This window comes from Domibacillus sp. DTU_2020_1001157_1_SI_ALB_TIR_016, assembly GCF_032341995.1.
Taxonomy (GTDB): Bacteria; Bacillota; Bacilli; order Bacillales; family Domibacillaceae; genus Domibacillus; species Domibacillus indicus_A.
Genome location: NZ_CP135439.1, coordinates 1,389,930 through 1,410,122 on the forward strand (window position 1 = coordinate 1,389,930; position 20,193 = coordinate 1,410,122).

At 46.2% G+C, this 20,193-nt stretch carries 21 protein-coding genes and 1 riboswitch; of the genes, 19 read left to right on the top strand and 2 right to left on the bottom strand.

Features of this window, described 5'->3' with window-relative positions; all coding sequences use genetic code 11:
• Positions 1 to 34 precede the first annotated feature (34 nt).
• From RRU94_RS14940 to RRU94_RS14985, 10 genes are all read left to right on the top strand, one after another.
• The gene (locus RRU94_RS14940) at positions 35 to 1,090 is read left to right on the top strand and encodes a D-alanyl-D-alanine carboxypeptidase family protein (protein ID WP_315695308.1); all 1,056 of its coding nucleotides are present in this window, start codon (positions 35 to 37) and stop codon (positions 1,088 to 1,090) included.
• Positions 1,084 to 1,665: a nucleoside recognition domain-containing protein gene (locus RRU94_RS14945; protein ID WP_315695310.1), complete on the top strand. Its 582-nt coding sequence runs from the start codon at positions 1,084 to 1,086 to the stop codon at positions 1,663 to 1,665. Before RRU94_RS14940 ends, RRU94_RS14945 begins: the two co-directional genes overlap by 7 nt.
• Positions 1,665 to 2,174: a spore maturation protein gene (locus RRU94_RS14950; protein ID WP_242233576.1), complete on the top strand. Its 510-nt coding sequence runs from the start codon at positions 1,665 to 1,667 to the stop codon at positions 2,172 to 2,174. Before RRU94_RS14945 ends, RRU94_RS14950 begins: the two co-directional genes overlap by 1 nt.
• 251 nt (positions 2,175 to 2,425) lie before the next feature.
• A complete protein-coding gene (locus tag RRU94_RS14955) occupies positions 2,426 to 3,157 on the top strand; it encodes a pseudouridine synthase (RefSeq protein ID WP_242233577.1) in 732 nt (243 codons plus the stop codon).
• 119 nt (positions 3,158 to 3,276) lie between these two features.
• On the top strand, positions 3,277 to 3,813 hold the full coding sequence (gene resA, locus RRU94_RS14960; RefSeq protein ID WP_315695314.1) for a thiol-disulfide oxidoreductase ResA: 537 nt from the start codon (positions 3,277 to 3,279) through the stop codon (positions 3,811 to 3,813).
• A 13-nt stretch (positions 3,814 to 3,826) separates the two neighbouring features.
• Positions 3,827 to 5,443, top strand: coding sequence for a cytochrome c biogenesis protein ResB (locus RRU94_RS14965; protein WP_315695316.1), 1,617 nt, complete (start codon positions 3,827 to 3,829; stop codon positions 5,441 to 5,443).
• 15 nt (positions 5,444 to 5,458) lie between these two features.
• Positions 5,459 to 6,646, top strand: coding sequence for a c-type cytochrome biogenesis protein CcsB (ccsB, locus tag RRU94_RS14970; RefSeq protein ID WP_315695318.1), 1,188 nt, complete (start codon positions 5,459 to 5,461; stop codon positions 6,644 to 6,646).
• A gap of 80 nt (positions 6,647 to 6,726) precedes the next feature.
• On the top strand, positions 6,727 to 7,443 hold the full coding sequence (locus RRU94_RS14975) for a response regulator transcription factor (RefSeq protein WP_315695320.1): 717 nt from the start codon (positions 6,727 to 6,729) through the stop codon (positions 7,441 to 7,443).
• Positions 7,440 to 9,218, top strand: coding sequence for an ATP-binding protein (locus tag RRU94_RS14980; RefSeq protein ID WP_315695322.1), 1,779 nt, complete (start codon positions 7,440 to 7,442; stop codon positions 9,216 to 9,218). The genes RRU94_RS14975 and RRU94_RS14980 overlap by 4 nt, the downstream gene beginning before the upstream one ends.
• A 43-nt stretch (positions 9,219 to 9,261) precedes the next feature.
• Positions 9,262 to 9,394, top strand: a riboswitch (FMN riboswitch).
• Between the two features lie 150 nt (positions 9,395 to 9,544).
• Positions 9,545 to 10,117, top strand: a complete 573-nt coding sequence (locus RRU94_RS14985) for an ECF transporter S component (RefSeq protein ID WP_315695324.1) — start codon at positions 9,545 to 9,547, stop codon at positions 10,115 to 10,117.
• A 38-nt stretch (positions 10,118 to 10,155) separates the two neighbouring features.
• Here RRU94_RS14985 and RRU94_RS14990 read toward each other — a convergent pair whose 3' ends face one another.
• Positions 10,156 to 10,404, bottom strand: a complete 249-nt coding sequence (locus tag RRU94_RS14990) for a ferredoxin (RefSeq protein ID WP_315695326.1) — start codon at positions 10,402 to 10,404, stop codon at positions 10,156 to 10,158.
• A 205-nt stretch (positions 10,405 to 10,609) separates the two neighbouring features.
• Between RRU94_RS14990 and RRU94_RS14995 the strand changes: the two genes are divergently transcribed.
• The 6 genes from RRU94_RS14995 to RRU94_RS15020 all read left to right on the top strand — a co-directional run bounded on the left by RRU94_RS14995 (position 10,610) and on the right by RRU94_RS15020 (position 16,249).
• Positions 10,610 to 11,659 carry a YpbB family protein gene (locus RRU94_RS14995; RefSeq protein ID WP_315695328.1) on the top strand — a complete coding sequence of 350 codons (1,050 nt, stop codon included), beginning with the start codon at positions 10,610 to 10,612 and terminating at the stop codon, positions 11,657 to 11,659.
• Positions 11,656 to 13,098: a RecQ family ATP-dependent DNA helicase gene (locus RRU94_RS15000; RefSeq protein ID WP_315695330.1), complete on the top strand. Its 1,443-nt coding sequence runs from the start codon at positions 11,656 to 11,658 to the stop codon at positions 13,096 to 13,098. Before RRU94_RS14995 ends, RRU94_RS15000 begins: the two co-directional genes overlap by 4 nt.
• A 77-nt stretch (positions 13,099 to 13,175) precedes the next feature.
• Positions 13,176 to 13,454, top strand: a complete 279-nt coding sequence (locus tag RRU94_RS15005) for a hypothetical protein (protein ID WP_242233586.1) — start codon at positions 13,176 to 13,178, stop codon at positions 13,452 to 13,454.
• 26 nt (positions 13,455 to 13,480) lie between these two features.
• Positions 13,481 to 14,248: a metallophosphoesterase gene (locus tag RRU94_RS15010; protein ID WP_315695333.1), complete on the top strand. Its 768-nt coding sequence runs from the start codon at positions 13,481 to 13,483 to the stop codon at positions 14,246 to 14,248.
• Positions 14,249 to 14,314: 66 nt separating this feature from the next.
• Positions 14,315 to 15,199 (top strand): MerR family transcriptional regulator, encoded by an 885-nt coding sequence (locus RRU94_RS15015; protein ID WP_315695335.1) that lies wholly within the window; start codon positions 14,315 to 14,317, stop codon positions 15,197 to 15,199.
• Between the two features lie 72 nt (positions 15,200 to 15,271).
• Positions 15,272 to 16,249 (top strand): YpdA family putative bacillithiol disulfide reductase, encoded by a 978-nt coding sequence (locus tag RRU94_RS15020; protein WP_315695338.1) that lies wholly within the window; start codon positions 15,272 to 15,274, stop codon positions 16,247 to 16,249.
• Positions 16,250 to 16,262: 13 nt separating this feature from the next.
• Here RRU94_RS15020 and RRU94_RS15025 read toward each other — a convergent pair whose 3' ends face one another.
• The gene (locus tag RRU94_RS15025; RefSeq protein WP_315695340.1) at positions 16,263 to 17,216 is read right to left on the bottom strand and encodes an asparaginase; all 954 of its coding nucleotides are present in this window, start codon (positions 17,214 to 17,216) and stop codon (positions 16,263 to 16,265) included.
• Positions 17,217 to 17,291: 75 nt separating this feature from the next.
• Here RRU94_RS15025 and prsW point away from each other — a divergent pair, with 75 nt between their 5' ends.
• The 3 genes from prsW (at position 17,292) to ypeB (ending at position 20,153) form a co-directional block, all read left to right on the top strand.
• Positions 17,292 to 17,960 (top strand): glutamic-type intramembrane protease PrsW, encoded by a 669-nt coding sequence (prsW, locus tag RRU94_RS15030; RefSeq protein ID WP_315695342.1) that lies wholly within the window; start codon positions 17,292 to 17,294, stop codon positions 17,958 to 17,960.
• A gap of 93 nt (positions 17,961 to 18,053) precedes the next feature.
• The gene (sleB, locus tag RRU94_RS15035) at positions 18,054 to 18,803 is read left to right on the top strand and encodes a spore cortex-lytic enzyme (protein WP_315695344.1); all 750 of its coding nucleotides are present in this window, start codon (positions 18,054 to 18,056) and stop codon (positions 18,801 to 18,803) included.
• Positions 18,804 to 18,815: 12 nt separating this feature from the next.
• Complete coding sequence (ypeB, locus tag RRU94_RS15040; protein ID WP_315695346.1) at positions 18,816 to 20,153, top strand: germination protein YpeB; 1,338 nt, start codon at positions 18,816 to 18,818, stop codon at positions 20,151 to 20,153.
• Positions 20,154 to 20,193 lie beyond the last annotated feature (40 nt).

A 20,193-nucleotide genomic window follows, 5' to 3' on the forward strand; every position in this document is an offset into this window, starting at 1 on the left:
TCATATAGTAGTGAAAAAAGAAAGGAGCGGACTGATGAAAAAAAAGAGGCTGTTCGCTTTCATCCTGCTCCTGGCACTTTCTGTTATGCCGACAGCTGCAAGAGCAGAACCATCTCTTTCTGCTCAAAGTGCCGTGCTGATGGACATGGAAAGCGGGCGGGTTTTAGCCCAAAAAGATGCACATGTGCGCCGGCCGATTGCGAGCATTACCAAAATTATGACCGCGCTGCTTGCAGTAGAATCCGGACGGCTGAATGAAAAAGTGGCCATCAGCGATCGCGCCCGCCAAGTAGAAGGGTCTAGTCTTTACTTAGAAAAAGGGGACAAGTTGACACTGGAGGAACTCGTATACGGATTAATGCTTCGTTCTGGAAATGATGCTGCCATTGCAATCAGTGAATACGTTGGGGGCACACCAGAAAAATTTGCTGCTTTAATGAACAAAAGGGCGAAAGAAATCGGAATGAAGAACACTTCTTTTATGAACCCGCATGGACTGCACGATCCGGCCCACTATTCATCCGCTTATGATATGGCGCTGCTAACATCAGAAGCGATGAAAAACAGCTCGTACCGGAAAATTGTTTCAACTGATTTGTACAGAACAAAAAGCAAGCCGATTCGTGTTTGGGAAAACAAACACCGGCTTGTCCGGAGCGGAGGCATCATTACGGGAGGCAAAACAGGCTTTACGAAAAAGGCAGGCCGTACACTGGTCACAACAGCCAAAAAGGATGGCATGTCTTTAGCGGTCGTGACACTGAATGCACCGGGTGACTGGCTTGACCATACGTCTCTTTTTGATTATGGCTTCGATTCGTACAGCCAAACCATGATTGTCGGCAAAACGCCTTTTACTGTTCCAGGAGAAAAACAGTTGTATTATGCCAAAAAACAGGTCCGCTATCCCATGACACCTGACGAAAAAAAGTCTGCTTATATTCGGCTGGTCGTAGGGTCTGGCCAAACTGGAAAAGCAGAGTTATGGATTGGGAACGAAAAACAAACATCGATCACGGTTTATAAAACAAAAGAACGGGCGGCCACATCTCTATGGGCAAAGCTGAAAAAGGAGCTGATGGCATGGTAAGCGTCGCTTTTGCTTTTTTAATCCTGGCCGGGTTTCTTTTTGCAGCCATTAACGGAACGATGGCCGAGGTGAATGAGGCCTTGTTCGCGTCCATGGGGCAATCCATTGAATTGGCGATTTCACTCGCCGGAATTCTTTTGTTTTGGACGGGCGTGATGAAAACAGCCGAAGCCGCTGGTATGGTAAAAGGACTGGCGGATGCAGTCCAGCCGCTTTTAGCCCGGCTTTTCCCGGAAATACCGGCTGGACATGTTGTATTTGGCTATATTGCCTCGAATATGGCCGCCAATTTTTTTGGGCTCGGTAATGCAGCCACACCGATCGGTCTTAAAGCGATGCGGGAGCTGAAAAAGCTGAGTGGGGACGAGGACAAAGCAAGCCGCTCGATGATTACCTTTTTAGCGCTTAATACAGCGGCGATTACACTTATCCCTACCACTGTGATCGCTATTGGAATGAAAAATGGAGCATCAGATCCAACGGATATTATTATACCGGCCCTGGCTGCGACTATTTTGTCTTTTTTCTTTGCCATTGTGCTTGACCGTTACTACGCTTTCAGAAGGAGACGATAATGGCTGTTTGGCTTGTGCCGGCTATTGTAGCAGTGGTAATTGGCGTAGGGATCTTTAAAAAAGTAAATATTTATGAAACACTGACAGACGGAGCAAAAGAAGGCATGCAGACATGGGTGTCCATCGTTCCGCATCTTGTCATTATGATGGCGGCTGTGACGATATTCCGCGCTTCCGGTGCTGCCGGTGAGCTGGCCTCATGGCTTGCGCCGCTGCTTTCGCTGGTCGGTATTCCAGCTGATGTGGTACCCCTGGCCCTTATGCGTCCGATTTCCGGCACGGCGACACTAGCCATGCTGGATCAGATTATGCAGGAGCATGGAGCAGATTCGTACATTGCAAAGCTGGCAGCGATTATGCAGGGCAGCACAGACACCACTCTTTATGTGCTGGCTGTCTACTTTGGGGCTGTCGGAATCAAGAAAACCGGTGATGCGTTGAAAATTGGCCTGCTTGCGGATGCGGCTGCGTTTTTCTTTTCCGTTCTTGCAGCAACCTGGCTTCTGTAGCCAGGTTTTTTTGCATTTTACATACAGAACACATGTCGCTTTTGCATAAAAGCTTTCGGAGTGTGGCAGTGTTAAAGCAAGGCAGGCAGTTTGTTATTCAAGATTGGCTGGAGTTGAAAGAATTTTATTGTGACCGGATGGTATAACTTGCTTAAAGGCGTTTTTGCTGCGTTTTTTTGTTTTCTTTTCCTTTTTGAATATTTGTGCCATAATGCTTAATGGACGAAAAGACAATTATAGAGGTGAAATAGATGGAACGATTGCAAAAAGTAATTGCGCAGGCGGGAATCGCATCGCGCAGAAAAGCGGAACAGCTTATTCTGGAAGGGAAAGTAACGGTTAACGGAAAGAAAGTAACCGAGCTCGGCACAAAAGTAGGATTAAACGATGATGTGCGGGTAGAAGGCGTGCCGCTTGAGCGGGAAAGAAAAGTGTATTACTTGTTTTATAAGCCGCGCGGTGTTATTTCAGCCGTAACAGATGATAAAGGAAGAAAAACGGTTGTGGACTTTTTCCCTGGAGTAGAGGAACGCATTTTTCCGGTGGGGCGCCTTGACTACGATACATCGGGGCTTTTGCTGCTCACAAATGATGGTGAATTTGCCAACTTAATGACGCACCCGCGCTATGAAATGGATAAAACCTATATTGCCAAAACAGAAGGCATCGTGCAGCGCCACCTGTTAAAACGGCTTATGAGCGGTATCAAGTTAGAGGACGGAATGACGGCGCCGGCAAAAATAAAAGAGCTGTCAATTGACCGGAAGAAAAACCGTTCCCTGCTCGAAATTACCATTCACGAAGGACGCAACCGGCAGGTACGCCGCATGTTTGAAGCGATCGGGCATCCGGTGCAAAAGCTTCGCCGGGATCGTTTTGCTCATCTGACGCTGCATGGCTTAAATGCGGGCGAATATCGCGAGCTGACGGCCCATGAGGTGAAACAGCTGCGTACGCTGGCTGAAACAGGTTCTCTCCGCTAAGTCATAAAAATGTCACATTTAAAGATTGAAGCCGTTTTCTTTTACAGCAAAAAATAATGATATAATAAGTGTAGTGTTTATTCCTGCCCGTGTAGTAGAACGGGCCTGGAGGCTGTCAAATGGAGAAAAAGAAAAAACGACTCGTTATACGAACCGCTATTTTAGCGGTTTTGGCTGGACTGGTTATGTATACGCTTTATACGAACTTAACGAAAGAATCCCGCGGCAGTCTGGAAGAAGGGGATGAAGCTCCGGATTTTGTACTGAGGGATGTAAGCGGTCAAACGCATCAGCTTTCCGACTACGAAGGAAAAGGCGTGTTTTTGAACTTCTGGGGTACTTGGTGTGAACCGTGCAAAAAAGAAATGCCGTACATGGAAAAACTGGCAAAAGAGTATAAGGGCCAGGTAGAGGTTTTAGCGGTAAATGTAGGCGAATCGGATTTTCAAGTTGAGAACTTCGCCAAGCAGTACGGTTTAACATTCCCAATCGCGATTGATGAGGGAAAAGAAGTGATGGATACGTACGGGGTTGACCCGCTTCCGACAACATTTATGATTAAGCCGGATGGCACAATTGATCAAATTGTCATCGGCGGCCTTGTTCAGGAAGATCAGCTGCGTGCACTGTTTGAACGGGTAAAACCATCATCGTAAAGGGAGTTTTTGTATGGGGAAAGTGAAGTGTGAATGCGGCCGTCTAAACCCGGCCGGTACGATTTTGTGTGAATCGTGCGGGCGTGCACTGACGGAAAAAGCAAAGCAGGACAAGCTTGTGGACATGCGCTATGAGGGAAGCGCACGCCGTTCACAAACCTATAACAAAACACTGATTGATAAAGTCTGGAATTTCTTTTCCTCCGTAAAAGTAGGCATCTGGATTATTGTACTGCTGCTCGTAGCGGCTTCATTCGGCACGATCTTGCCGCAGGAGTTTTACATTCCATCCAACGTTTCTGCTGAGACCTATTATGAGGATGTATACGGCACATTCGGCAAGCTCTATTACGAGATCGGTTTTCATGATTTATATAATTCCGTCTGGTTTAGCGCGCTTGTTGCCGCGCTCGGCGTGTCGCTTGTGATTGCCAGCCTCGACCGCGTGGTTCCCTTGTATCGTGCACTGAAAAACCAGCGCGTCGACCGACATGAAACGTTTATGAAAAAGCAGCGCCTTTTTGCCCAGTGGGAGGGTAAGCTTGAGCCTGCAGAGTGGGAAAAGATAAAAGAAGCCCTGATAAAAAAGAGGTATAACGTCCGCACAGAAAACGGGGCTCTTTTAGCGGAGAAAAATCGCTTTACAAGATGGGGGCCTTATGTGAATCACGTTGGGCTCATCATTTTTCTGCTTGGTGCGCTTCTTCGTTCGGTACCCGGAATGTACGTAGATGAGCTGCTTTGGATTCGAGAAGGAGAAACCCTTCAAGTTCCCGGCACAAACGGAGAATATTATGTGAAAAATAACGGGTTTACTCTCCAAAATTACAAAGCAGGTGAAGACCCGGAAGTATTTGATGAAGCGATTAACCGTGTTGGAACCGTTGCAAAAAATTATCAGACGGATGCCGTATTGTACCGAAATAAAAACAATGAGCTTCCCGGGGCGGGGCCCGAGCTGACAAAGGTGCAGGAGGACTCAATCCAGGTCAATCAGCCAATGAAGTTCGGCCAGTTTGCCGTTTATCAAACGAGCTTCCGTCAGGATGAGATGAAGGCCATGCACTTTGCCCTTACAAACAAAGAAACGGGAGAAGAGTTCGGGGAAGTGGTCATTGATTTGTTTGACCAGCAGGCCGCGTATGACCTTGGCAGCGGATATAAAGTGGAACTGCTTGGCTATTATCCGGATTTTGACGGATTTACAAAAGAAGGGGAACCGACCTCAAAATCACCGCTGCCGAACAATCCGGCGTTTTTATTTAATATGATTACACCAGAGACGCCAGATGGTGAGGTGAGCTTTGCCCAAATCCGTAATACAATGGAGCCGCTCGGTGAAACAACGTTTAAAATGGCGTTTAAGAGCCTGGACACCCGGGATGTTTCAGCCCTGACCATTCGCAAAGACCTAACGCTTCCTATTCTGGCAGCGGGCGGCATTATTTTCATGATCGGTGTGATTCAAGGCTCGTATTGGAATCATCGCCGTCTATGGATTCGGGAAAAGAACGGCCGGGTATATGCAGCTGGCCATACGAATAAAAACTGGCATGGCCTGAAACGGGAAATTCATTCGGTTTTGGAAGGGACAAGCGTTCCGGAGCTGGAAGACAGACAAAAGGAGTAAGGGGGCACACGTTGTATGGTCCATTTAGCGGATGCGAGCAGCACGCTGCTTGAAGCGGCTTTTTTCTTTTATTTAGCTGCAACCTTTCTTTTTGGCGGGGCAATCCGTCAAAAAGGTCTTCGTGAAGGGGAAGCGCTGAATCGGTGGGGCAGGCTTGGCATTATCGTAACCATCATTGGGTTCGCGGCACAGCTAGGATACTTTTTTACAAGATGGGCGGCGGCAGGCCATGCACCGGTCAGCAATTTATTTGAATTCACCACTTTCTTCGGGATGATGATTGTGGGCGCCTTTATTCTGCTTTTTTTTATTTACAAAACAACGGTGCTTGGTTTGTTTGCACTGCCGGTGGCGATTATTATTATTGCCTATGCAAGCATGTTTCCAAGGGAAATTAATCCTCTTATTCCAGCACTGCAAAGTCATTGGCTGGCGATTCACGTAACAACGGCGGCAGCGGGGCAGGGGATCCTTGCCATCAGCTTTATTGCAGGGATAATCTTTCTCGTGAAAAATATTGATCAGACAACAAGCACGAAAAAAACAAAGTGGCTGGAAGCTGTCATGTTTTTTATCGTTTCAGTGATTGCGTTTATTTTGCTTACCACCGGTTTTGCCATGGCGGATTACAAAGCAGAATTTGAGTATGTAAATAAGGAAGAGCAGGCAGCCAGGCAGGAATTTACCCTGCCGGCGCTTGTAGGGCCGAATGAAAGTACTCTTCTCACGAAAGAAAAAATGGAGCCAATCGCCCATGTGCCGGCGTTTATTAATGCGAAAAAGCTGAATACCGTAATTTGGTCGCTTGCCGGCGGTATTGTCTTATATGTGCTGATTCGCTTGATCACCCGAAAACGGGTGGCTGCTTCTTTACAGCCGCTTGTTCGACAGGTAAGCTCGGATTTACTGGATGAAATCAGTTACCGGTCTGTTTTAATTGGTTTTCCGGTGTTTGCACTCGGTGCACTTATTTTCGCCATGATCTGGGCACAGATTGCCTGGACGCGCTTTTGGGGCTGGGACCCAAAAGAAGTATGGGCGCTTATTACCTTCCTGTTCTATGCCGCTTTTTTGCATTTACGTTTGTCCAAAGGCTGGCATGGAGAGAAATCAGCCTGGCTTGCTGTTGTAGGCTTTGGCATTATTATGTTTAATCTTGTAGCGGTGAACCTTGTGATTGCAGGGCTTCACTCTTACGCATAAGAAATTTAGCCCTTGCCTTTGGCGGGGCTCTTTTTTTGTATTATAATAGTAGATAATGTGCGTATGGGAGGGAATGTTTTTTGGAAAAAGAAATGAGCATTTTAGTCGTAGATGATGAAGAGCGTATTCGCAGACTGCTGCGGATGTATCTTGAACGAGAAAACTATGCCATCGATGAAGCGGAAAATGGAGAAGAAGCGCTTGAAAAAGCACTTCAAAACGACTATGACTGCATTTTGCTTGATCTGATGATGCCGGGTAAAGACGGCATTGAGGTATGCCGCGAGCTGCGTGTGGCAAAAGCCACTCCGGTGATTATGCTGACGGCAAAAGGAGAAGAAGCAAACCGTGTTCAAGGCTTTGAGGTTGGTACAGATGATTATATTGTGAAGCCGTTTAGTCCCCGTGAAGTTGTGCTGCGGGTGAAAGCGCTCCTGCGCCGGTCCTCTCCAACCACTTATTTACATACGGACACAAAGTCAAAAGACTTGATTGTTTACAACCATTTAACGATCGATAACGATGCGCACCGGGTAACAGCCGATCATGCAGAAGTGAGTTTAACGCCTAAAGAATATGAACTTCTTTATTTTCTGGCAAAAGCCCCGGATAAAGTATTCGACCGTGAGCATTTATTAAAGGAAGTATGGCATTATGAGTTTTTTGGCGATTTAAGAACAGTCGACACCCACGTAAAGCGTCTGCGTGAAAAACTGAGTAAAGTCTCGGAAGAAGCAGCTAAAATGATTGTGACGGTTTGGGGCGTCGGATATAAATTCGAGGTTGGAAATGAATGAAGATATGGAGAAGCGTTGTCGGGAAGCTATGGATCACCATCCTGCTTCTCGTTTCCTTTGTACTGGCTTTTTTAACGATTTTACTGCTGGAGTTCTTCGAGACGTACAATATTGCTCAAGTAGAACAGCAGCTTGAAAATACGGCCGAAAAAATTGCCACGGTTATTCAAAATTACGGTGATGAAGAAACGAGGCTGGAAGTGGCCTGGGAGCTTGTAGATGAACCGGCCCATATTGTCATTGCCCAAAATGAACAAACCTTTCATTTCTCCCCGCTTGAAGAGGAAGAGTCCAGAATCAGCCAGAGCATCATTACGGACAACCCTAATCTGGCAGCTGTTTTCGACGGTGAGGAAAAAGTAAAAGCTGAAATTAATACAGCTGCGGGAGCGGACGGGGACCGCCGCTTTGAAAATTCCTTTATTGTCGGAGTGCCTTTTAAGCTTACAAATGGTGAGACAGGCGCGGTATTTATTTATCAGTCTCTTGAAGTGATGAAAGAAACGACGGAACAGACAACGAAGCTCATTCTGATTGCGGCTGGGATCGCCATTATTTTAACAACCGTGTTTGCGTTTTTTCTTTCCAGCCGTGTTACCGCACCGCTTCGTTCTATGCGTACAGCCGCTACTGAGCTGTCCCAGGGGCATTTTGATACGCAGGTTCCGATTTTAACAAATGATGAAATTGGAGCACTTGCGACTGCTTTTAACCGAATGGCTTATCAGCTGAAGGGAAACATTCATGCACTCAATCAAGAAAAAGAACAGCTGTCGAGCATTTTAAGCTCCATGGCAGATGGTGTGATTACGCTTGATCAGGATGGAGCGGTGTTAATTAAGAACCCGCCGGCCCGGCAGTTTTTGCATGACTGGAATTTTGAAAAAAAAGCACTTGGAATCGAAGCAGAAACGCCGACACTGCTGCAAAATTTATTTCAAGAAGCGGTCAAAACGGAAACAGAGCAGGAAGGCGAATTAACGATGCAGGGCCGTTCCTATGTTATGATAGTCAGCCCGCTTTATAATGATGATTCGGTGCGCGGAGCGGTCACGGTTGTGCGGGATATGACAGAAGAACGCCGCCTGGATAAACTGCGTGAGGACTTTATTGCCAACGTATCTCATGAGCTTCGAACCCCTATTTCGATGATGCAGGGCTACAGCGAGGCCATTGTTGATGATATTGCCGCAACCGAAGAGGAAAAGCGGGAAATTGCCCAAATTATTCATGAAGAATCGCTTCGAATGGGCCGTCTCGTCAATGAACTGCTTGATCTTGCCCGCATGCAGGCAGGGCATATTACGCTTCATAAAACGGATACAGTGCTCGAACCATTTTTACAGCGTGTCACCAACAAGTTCCAGGGACTTGCGAAAGAAAAAAATATCGTCCTTTCTGCACAAACGAATAAAGCAGAAACAAACGTATCCATTGACGAAGACCGGATTGAGCAGGTGCTGACCAACTTGATTGACAACGCTCTTCGCCACACACCGGAGGGCGGACGGGTAACGGTTATGCATGAAATAAAGGAAAAGGTTCATCTTATTCAAGTTCAAGATTCCGGAGCAGGTATACCGGAGGAAGATCTGCCTTTTGTATTCGAGCGGTTTTACAAAGCCGATAAAGCCAGAACGCGCGGAAGAAGCGGGACGGGGCTTGGGCTGTCGATTGCTAAAAACATTGTTCAGGCCCACGGCGGGACAATTAAAGTGCAAAGCCGGCTTGGACATGGCACTGTTTTCTTTTTTACCCTTCCAAGGCAGTCTTGACAGAATGATAGGCAATAGAGATAATGAAAGGCAAATAAAATTATTTCATCTTCGGGGCGTGGTGAAATTCCCGACCGGCGGTAAAGTGGACACTGTCCCAAAGCCCGCGAGCCGATAAGGCAGGATCCGGTGTGATTCCGGAGCCGACAGTATAGTCTGGATGGGAGAAGATGAAAGTGTACCGGCGTTCAAAAAGCATTGTACAGAACGTTTATTTGTGTACGACTTTTCTCCCCTTAGGCTGCCGCTTGAGGGGTTTTTGCATTTGGGACGCCGGCTGCTTTCCTTCTTAAGAAAGATGGATAAAAAAGAAGGAGAATGAGAAAATGAAAGAAAACAATGTACGGTTATTCACGGCGGTTGGTTTATTATCTGCACTTGCTTACCTGCTGATGCTGCTTAATTTCCCGATCCCGCCATTTCCAGGTTTTTTAATGATTGATTTTAGTGATATACCTGCTTTGATTGCTGCTATTGTTTTTGGGCCGATTGCCGGTATTACAGTAGAGCTTCTAAAAAATGTGATTAATTTTATTATGACCGGCAGTCCAACTGGTGTACCTGTTGGTCATGTGGCCAATTTTGCTGCAGGCATATCATTTATTTTACCAATCGCTTTTATTTATCAGCGTTTTCAAACAAAAAAAGCGATGCCGGCTGCTATTTTAACAGGTGTTGTCTCTATGGCAGTCATCATGAGTATCCTCAACTACTTTGTTATTCTGCCTGCTTATACACTGTTTCTTGGTTCTCCGGCCATGAGCGGTCCAGAGATGCGCCAAATGATTACAACGGGCATTCTGCCATTTAACTTCGTAAAAGGACTCGTTGTCGGTACTGCGTTTTACGCGATCTTTTTCCGGCTGCAGAGCTGGACGAAAAAAACGATGGCTGCATAAAAAAATCCGGTTTCCATTTTGGAAACCGGATTTTTATTTTATTCGAATTTTAACGCGTCGCCTTCAAATGGCTCGTCGGCAATTTTAATTGAATCAGTCGGGCAGCCTTCGAACGCGTCCTGCATATCTTCTTCAAGAACGTCAGGGACAACAGCCGTTCCTTCATTCTCGTCTAAAATAACGAATGCAATGCCTTCATCATCATAGTCATAGATATCAGGGGCTGCAGCTCCACAAGCGCCGCAAGCGATACATGTGTCTTTATCGACAATCGTATACTTCGCCAAAATGTAAACCTCCCATAAAATCAGTCAGTAAGCGTATGTGAAAACACTTCTATTGTTCATTTTAAGTCTGATTAATTTACTTTTCAATAAAAAACTTCCCATATCCTGCATGAAAGGGATTTCATAAAGAAGGGGAGCGAAAAGAAAAGACAGGAACGCATGTTTTGTGATACACTATCGCTGTATAGAAAGGTGGGGGGACAAATTGGAATGTCTTGAAGCGGTGATGCTTTGTATGCTGAAAGAAGTAGAGGGGGAGCGAACAGCTTCGTCTGTTTTTCATTTGTTAAAAGGAAAAAAGTCGGCCCAGACTATTCAGGATGCCCATTTGTTTAAACTGGACAAATGGTTTCAAACCACACCGTTTCTTACCATGGAGCTGTTTGACCGGATGGTAGAAGGGCTCCAGGCATCCGGCAGTCTCCAGGGTGAGCGGCAGCGCCTGTTTGTCACAGCGGAAGGAACGAATAAAATGAGAGCCGCTTTTGAAAAGACGGGTGAATTTCCTCAGCTGTCAGGCTGGAAGCTGGCAGGCACTGCTCCTGTGTTTTTCAGCCGCCTCCAGCTGGCAGTTCAAGTTGTCTCACACCTTGCTTATAAAGATCGGACATATTATCCCATTACGCGCGACGAAGGCGTACAGCAATGGGTCAAACAATTTGTAAAAGAAAGCGGCTTTGAAAAAGGACGGCTTGCCGCCGAGCTTCACCGGGAAATCCGTTTTGTGCTGGAAGAACAGCCGGAACACCCGGACTGTCTGCTGCTGCGGTTTTCCGGATATACGCAAACAGGCAAAACGGTGCAGCAGACAGCGGACATCCTCGAAATGGAACCGACAGAATACTGGTTTCGCTTTTTACACAGCCTGCACGCTGTTGTACAGACTGTCATGGAAAAAGGCAGCCAGCTTCCTCTTTTAAAGCATCTTTTAAGCGATATCACGGTATCCATCCCTTTAACTGAATCTGCACGGAAAACAGCCGCTTATTTACATAAAGGAAAGACCATTGAAGAAGTGGCGGCTGCAAGAAGATTGAAAAAAGCGACCATCGAAGACCATGTAGTAGAACTGGCTTTAAACGATCCTCACTTTTCCATTCGTCCATTTATTGATGAGCAAAAAGAAGCGGAAGTATTAAAAGCAGGCGGGTCAAGCGGCGTGCGCCAGCTCAAGCCGCTTAAAGATCAATTGCCAAATCATTCGTATTTTGAAATCAGGCTTGTTTTAGCGAAGGAAAGCGGGGGAACAATATGACCATTGATGAACATCTGCGCCAGACATTTGGTTTTTCTTCCTTCCGTCCCGGGCAGCGGGAAACAATTGAATCGCTGTTGAGCGGGCGTCACACCCTGAGCATGCTGCCTACCGGAACAGGCAAGTCGCTTTGTTATCAGCTTCCCGGGTATATGTTAAATGGTTCAGTTGTGATTGTTTCACCGCTTCTTTCCCTTATGCAGGATCAAGTGGAGCAATTAAAAGTAAGAGGAGAAAAGCGGGTGATTGCGCTGAATTCGTTTCTTCAGTATAAAGAAAAAAATGCGGCGCTCCTGCGGCTTGACCGTTACAAGTTTATTTTTTTATCACCGGAAATGCTGCAAATGCCGAATGTGATGCAGGCACTGCGTGCTCTTTCGATCGCTTTGTTTGTGATTGATGAAGCGCATTGTATTTCACAATGGGGATACGATTTTCGCCCGGATTATAGTTTGCTCGGCAAGGCCCGCGCAGCGCTTGGCAGCCCGCTTACTCTTGCACTGACAGCAACGGCTGACGAACGAGTCCGGGCGGATATTTGTGAAAAGCTTTGGCTCGATGAGGTGGCAGAATGGGTATTTTCTGTGAACCGGCCGAATATCGCACTTGAAATTGAAACGCTGGGAGAGCCGCTGCAAAAAAGAACCCGGCTGTTAGAATGGCTGCATTTTTTGAAAACACCAGGCATCATTTATTTCTCGGGAAGAAGAGCTGCAGAAGAAGCGGCTTCCTACTTGAAACAGCATGGTATAAAACGGTCCGCTTTTTACCACGGCGGAATGGATGCAGGCGACCGCTTATTGATTCAGCATCAATTTTTAAACGGCGATGTAGATGTGGTATGTGCAACAAGCGCATTTGGAATGGGAATCAATAAAGATAATGTCCGTTTTGTTATTCACTATCACATGCCGTCACAAATAGAAGCTTATTTACAGGAGATTGGCCGGGCAGGACGGGACGGGGCTCCGGCGATTGCGGTTCTTTTGTATGTGCCCGGAGATGAGAAGCTGCACGAATTTATCGCAGAATCTGAATTCCCTGATGAAGGGCAGATCCGCCAGGTAACAGAATACGGCTTTCATCCGCGAGATGTACAGCCGCCGCTTTCGGAAACGCAGGAACGCTTTTTGATCCACTATGCAAAAGCTGCCGATGAACGCGGCGCACCAAGAGGAGCATGGATCAGTAGAGCACGAATGACACTTCTTGACAAAAAAGCGGCTAAGCGGAATGAGATCAAGCAGTGGATTGAGTCAACAGAGTGCCGCCGTGCCTCTTACATGCGTATGTTTGATGAACAACCGATTGAGCAGCCGCAGTGCTGTGACCGCTGCGGGCTTGATCATACGCCGTACAAAACGAGCGGCGGGAGCGAAGCATCCGAGGAGCAGCTGGACTGGCGGGAACGGCTAAATAGTTTGTTGCCAGGATTTTAACCTATTACGTTATTGGAGCTGGTCGGGTATAATAGAAATAATTTCTTTTACGATGACCAATGGGAGGAACGATAATCATGAAGGACCCTTATCGTGAAATAGCAGAGCAGCATAAGCAGCCGCTTGAAAAAGTAAAAGAGCCTGTGTTGGCAGAAGGTGAAACACTGCAGCGCCCTGTAAAAGAAAAAGCTGAAAAAAGAAACCATTTTCCACTCATTACAGCGCTGCTCGTATTTTTTATTGCATCTCCTTTTTTAGCGGTGTATGCTTTCAAAGAAGAAAAGCCGGCAGTGAACCAAATCGTACACGAACAGCCGGAGGATGCGCATCAGGAAACGGCTCAAAACGAGCAGTAACCAACAGAAGAGGACTGAAAAATGTTATGTGGAAACAATTAATGACAGGTGCCGTACTTCCAATAGCGGCAGCTGGTTTATATATGTGGAAGGAAGCATTCCGAAACGAGGTAAAAGAAACGGTTGTAACTGATGATCGATTTCCGGAAAAAGCGCCGCTCGCGCTTTTTTTTATTTCCGATATTCACCGCCGCCTCGTTCATCCTTCTATTATCTCAGCCGTTAAAGGCCGCGCGGATGCTGTCATTATTGGCGGCGATTTATGCGAAGGCGGTGTAAAAAGAGAGCGTATCCGTGAGAATATCAAGCGCCTGTCTTCCATTGCACCGGTTTATTTTGTGCCGGGCAATAATGATTACGAAGCAGGTATAGAGCAATTAACGGCTATGCTTGCCCGGTGGCAGGTAACAGTATTAAAAAACAGCTGGGCGGTACTGGCGGATGATGTATACCTGCTTGGAACGGACGATTTAAGCGAAGGAAAAAGTGACAAAGCGGCTCTTTTTCACAATGTTCCAGTCAGCGCATTTAAAATTATTGCGAGCCATAATCCCGCTTTTGTCCGAATCATTGAGCCAGAGGACCAGGTAGCAGTTTTGCTTAGTGGCCACACCCATGGCGGCCAGATTCGTTTAGGCCCGTGGGGGATGTATGAGAAAGGCCGCTGGAAAAACGCGGGTGGTATTCATATGCTTGTATCAAACGGATATGGAACAACCGGACTTCCGCTTCGGCTGGGCGCCAGGGCAGAAACACACCTTATTACGATTTGCCGGCCAGGGCAGACGACTTAAATTTTACGGGTCCCAGGCCGACTCGTATAATAAATGTACAACCTATCCGTGAAAGGGAAGAGCTTTATGACTGAAGGGAAATACAATATAAAAGCGGTATCGACGTTAACCGGGATTCAGCCTGGTACTCTCCGCGCATGGGAACGGCGTTATGCCATTTTGGAACCAGTCCGAAATGAAGCAGGTCACCGGCTTTATACGGAAGAACATATTCGAAAGCTGAAGTGGCTTTCGGAAAAAGTACAGCAGGGCTTTACAATCAGCCAGGCCGCCGCTCTTCTCGATCAGCATGAAGATACTCATACGAGTCTTCAGCATGTTGAAGCAAGCCAGCATGAAGCGCTGTCTGAAGAGCTGCTTCAAGCGCTGCTTCGGTTCGATGAAGTTAAAGCACAGGAGCTAATCAACAAGGCTTTTGCACTTTATACAATAGATAACGTAACCATTAATATTTTAGCTCCATTGCTCGTCCGAATTGGAACGCTTTGGGAGGAAGGCAAGATTACGACTGCTCATGAACACTTTGCCACCTCTATTTTGCGTGCGCGTATCGGAATGGTCATGCATTCGTTTCCTCACAACGGAGTTCTGCCGAAAGTAGTGGCGGTCTGCGGGCCGGATGAGTGGCATGAGGTCGGCCTGCTCATTTTCACCCTGTTTGTCAGACGTCTTGGCTACGAAGTGGTTTATCTGGGGGCAAGCCTGAAAGAAGGCGATATCTTTACAGTGCTCCAAACAGTAAAGCCAAGATTCGTTTTTCTTTCTTGTACACTCCGCCAGAATTTGGAGCCGACTTTGCAGCTTGCAGAGGATATCAAAGAAACGTACCCTGATATGCATATTGGTGTTGGGGGTACAGCGACGGCAGGTCCTATTCCCGAGCATGCCGGCCAGTATATCGTCGGCACCACTCAAAGCGAATGGAGCGAGTGGATGAACAGCCGTCTATAAGCGGCTTAATTGAAATAAGCTGGCTTTTTTTCTACAATAGGATAGCAGAGAAAAAGAACGGGAGCGGATGAAATGAAAACCGAAGAATGCATTATTGTGGGCGGCGGGCCATGCGGGCTTGCAGCTGCGATAGCACTAAAGGAAACAGGCAAAAATCCGCTTGTAATTGAAAAAGGAAATGTTGTGAATGCTATTTATGGCTATCCAACCCATCAGACGTTTTTCAGTTCAAGTGAGAAGCTTGCGATTGGTGATGTGCCTTTTATTATTGAAGAGCGGAAGCCTCATCGAAACCAGGCGCTTGTTTATTACCGGGAAGTTGTGAAACGGAAAGAGCTGCGGATCAACCGGTTCGAACAGGTTGAGCGTGTGGACAAACAAGAAAGCGGGCTTTTCCATGTATATACGTCTAAAGGATCATATGAAACACCTTATGTGGTGATTGCAACAGGATATTACGATCATCCTAATTATATGAATATCCCCGGAGAAGAAATGGACCACGTTTTTCATTACTTTAAAGAAGCCCACCCTTTCTTCGATACAGATACAGTCGTTATCGGCGGAAAAAATTCATCGGTAGACGCAGCACTTGAACTTCATAAAGCGGGAGCCAGAGTAACGGTTCTTTACCGGGGAAGCACGTATTCTCCAAGCATAAAGCCTTGGATTTTACCGGAATTTGAAGCACTCGTTCGAAATGGTGAGATTGGGATGGTTTTTGACGCGAACGTGAAAAAAATTGACCGGGAAACGCTAACGTATGAAGTGCGTGGTGACGAGCATACCATTAAAAGTGATTTTGTGTTTGCCATGACTGGCTATCATCCAGACCATGCTTTTTTAAAAAAAATGGGCGTTGAAATTGATGACATTACAGGCCGGCCTATTTATAATGAGGCAACCAAAGAAACAAATGTTGAAAATATCTTTATTGCGGGTGTGATTGCTGCCGGCAATAATGCGAATGAAATTTTTATTGAAAACGGCCGTTTTCACGGTGGTGAAATCGCGGCTGCCATTCGGAAAAAAGAAGAAGACGGGGCGTAACGCTCCGTCTTTTTTACAGAAATACGTGCTGCAGCTGCTCGCTATATCCTGCTGATAGAGCGGCAATCAGCTTTAATCGGGCTTTAGGGCCATTTAAGCCGCCGGCAAAAAAAGCACCCGCTTCTTTGAGGGCAGCTCCTCCGCCTTCATAGGAATAAACAGGCTGGACCATTCCACTTTCACATCTTGAAGTAATGACGACTGGAAACCCAGATCGAATCAGTGGAAGAAGTGCTTTAGCAGCTTCAGGCGGCACATTCCCCTGTCCCATCGCTTCGATGACGACTCCATCACAACGGGCAGCCAGCTGCTCAATCAAAAAAGCATCCATTCCAGCATATGCTTTTAAAATGGGTACGCGGTAATGCAGCTCTTTTACCGCGTATGTTTTTCTTTTGAGCGGTGCAAAGAAAAAGTAGGGTCCGCTTTTTAAAACCGTACCAATGGGCCCGCTGCTAGGGCTTTGAAAGGAATCAAGGCTGCCTGAATTGGTTTTTGTCACAAATTCAGCACTGTGAATACTGTCATTCATCACGACCAGCACTCCTTTATCGCGCGCATCGCAGCTGGCCGCTGTTTTAACAGCAGCTATTAAATTGGGGATGCCGTCTGCACCTGCCTCATTGCTTGAGCGCATCGCACCTGTCAGCACAACAGGAATAACCGTATTCAGCGTTAAGTGGAGAAAAAACGCGGTTTCTTCCATCGTGTCAGTGCCATGTGTGATCACGACGCCATCTGCATCGGATGCCTCGATTTCCTGTTTCAGCACGAGCATCTTCTCTACATTCATGTGGGGAGAAGGGAGCTGGAATGGCTCTTTTACCGTATAACGTGCTTCAACCCCGGGGATATGGACCACTTCGGCAATAGGGTTGGCACCATCTGGAGCTACGCTTCCGGCTGCATTTTCTTTCATGGAAATCGTTCCGCCGGTATGTAGCAGTAAAATGTGTTTTTTCGACATGTTTTATGCTCCTTGTTTTCAATCTTTATGTCTCATGATACGATGGAAAAAACAGAAAGAAAAGAGGGAACATGGATGATCCCGATTCTTTCAGCAGGGATTGCACCTGGTCTTGCACTTTTAGTCTTTTTTTATTTGCGTGATCGCTATGAAACAGAACCGATCTCAACGGTTGCCAAAGCGTTTTTATACGGTATTGTGGTAACATTTCCGGTTATGTTTTTTCAATATGTGCTGATGGAGGAAAAAGTCGTCGATGAAGGCTTTATTCAGGCGTTCTGCGCGATTGCTATCCCGGAAGAGTTTATGAAATGGTTTATTTTGTATTTTCTTATTTATTCGCATACACATTTTGATGAGCCTTATGATGGAATTGTGTATGCAACGAGTGTTTCGCTTGGATTTGCTACGGCAGAAAATGTCCTGTATTTAATCGCGCATGGAGTAGAATATGCTTTTGTAAGAGCGCTCCTGCCTGTGTCAAGCCATGCGCTGTTTGGCGCGATTATGGGGTATTATATCAGCCGTGCCAAATTCGGAGACCGGCGTTTAGAAAAGAAAATGCTGGCTCTGGCTTTTTTTGTGCCGTTTCTGCTTCACGGGTTATTTGACTACATTCTGGTTATCGAAAGCACTTGGATTTATTATATGATTCCGTTTATGCTGTTTTTGTGGTGGTTTGCCATGCAAAAAGTAAAAAAAGCACACATTCTGACAGATGCATACCATAAGCTGAAATTGTAAAAGAGGCTGCTCAACCGAGCGCCTCTTTTTTCGTATAAAAAAAGGAGGAGGATGACAAACTACTTGTATATTTCGATAGGATGGTGAACGAAATTGACAAAGTGGAAAAAGCAGATTGCAGTTTTTCTAACGCTTGTACTGCTGCTTGCATCTGGGCAAGCGGGGGCGTTTTCAGGACAGGTGATTCAGCGCGGAGCTGAAGGGGACGATGTCATCGAATTGCAATCAAGGCTTCAATATACCGGTTATTACCGTGATCAAATTGACGGGGTATTTGGCTGGTCAACGTACTGGGCATTAAGAAACTTTCAGGAATCATTTGGCCTCCCGGTAGACGGGCTGGCAGGCACAGCTACAAAACGAAAACTTGAACAGGTGTCTAAATACGATGAACAGCATGTAAAAAGCCAAATGCGTAAAGGAAAAGCATTTACGTATTACGGTGGAGCCGAAACGTCGGCCCAATCAGTGAATACACCGACTGGATTTTCACAAAATGATATTCAGCTGATGGCGAATGCCGTTTACGGCGAAGCACGGGGAGAGCCTTATGAGGGCCAGGTAGCCGTTGCAGCGGTTATATTGAACCGGATTGGCAGTGAATCATTTCCGAATACCGCTTCTGGTGTTATTTTCGAGCCGGGTGCTTTTACGGCTGTAGCAGACGGGCAAATTTGGCTGACACCAAACCCGAGAGCGAAGGAAGCCGTATTGGACGCTATTAACGGATGGGATCCGACGGGCGAAGCACTTTATTATTTTAATCCAGACACCGCTACAAGTGACTGGATTTGGTCACGGCCGCAAATTAAGAAAATCGGGCAGCACATTTTTTGCGAATAGGAGGCGATCAACATGCGGACATTTATCACAGTCGCACTCGCTGTGCTCTTAGCTGTAACGGCAGTTTGGGGATACAGGCAGCACCAGGAAAAAGAAAGATTGGCGATCGAAGCGGAGAATGGATACCAGCAGGCATTTCACGAACTTGTGTACCAGGTAGATGTGATTCACGATCGAACCGGAGAAGCGCTCGCGATGAATTCAAAAGACAATTTAACACCCGCATTGACAGATGTATGGCGCCTTACCTCTGAAGCGCACAATGCCATCAGCCGCCTTCCACTCGGCTTTATGCCGTTTTCAAAAACCGAAGAATTTTTAGGGAAAAGCGGTGATTTCACCTATAACACAGCGGTGCGGGACTTGGATACCCAGCCGTTAACGGATAAAGAATATGAGCAGCTTGAGTCGCTTTATAAGCAGTCTGCTGATATTCAAAATGATCTTCGGGCCGTACAAATGAATGTGTTAGATAAAAATTTGCGCTGGACAGATGTAGCCCATGCAGCGGCTGACGGAGATGAACCAAGAGACAATACGGTTATCGATGGGTTTAATACAATTGAGAAAAAAGCATCCGAATTTTCCGAATCAGACACTTTCCGGGCGACTCAAGTTGAAAAATCCGTTTCGGACGATGCGCTCAAAAAGCTGGAAGGGCCTATGATCACCAAAAAAGAAGCGGCTCAAAAAGCAAAGGACTATTTTCAGTTTGATGCGGAGGTTACGTCTGTAGACAGCAGTTTAAAAGGAGCTTCGGTTCCGTTTTATCACGTATCTGTTACAGGACAAGACGGTGAAGAAGCCAGCATGGATATCACCAAAAAAGGCGGTTATCCTTTAACATTTACCGTAAATAGAACCCCGGGCAAAAGCCGGATAAGTTTATATGATGCTTCTCAGAAAGCGGAAGATTTTTTAGAAAAGCACGGATTTGAAGGGATGGTTATGACGAACAGTGCGCAGTATGACCATACTGGCGTTTTTACCTACACTAAAAAAGTGAAAGACACGCTCGTTTATCCAGAATCTGTGACGATCAAAGTGGCGCTTGATACAGGTGCAGTTACAGGGCTTGAAGCACAAAACTACTGGAAAAATAAAAAAGAACGGAACATTAAGGATCCTGCTTTAAGCGAAGAGGAAGCGAAAAAAGAGCTGCATCCGAAATTAACGGTAATGGAAACGAAAAAAGCGATTGTAACGAATGAAGAAATGAAGGATAAGATGTGTTATGAATTTTTAGCCGAGAATGGAACAGCTTCTTACCGGATCTTTATTAATGCAGACAACGGGAAAGAAGAGCGAATCGAAAAATTATCAGAAGCGGAAGCTGCCTATAGGCAATAAGATCATATTGCATTTAGGTCTTAAATCCTTTATAATTTTT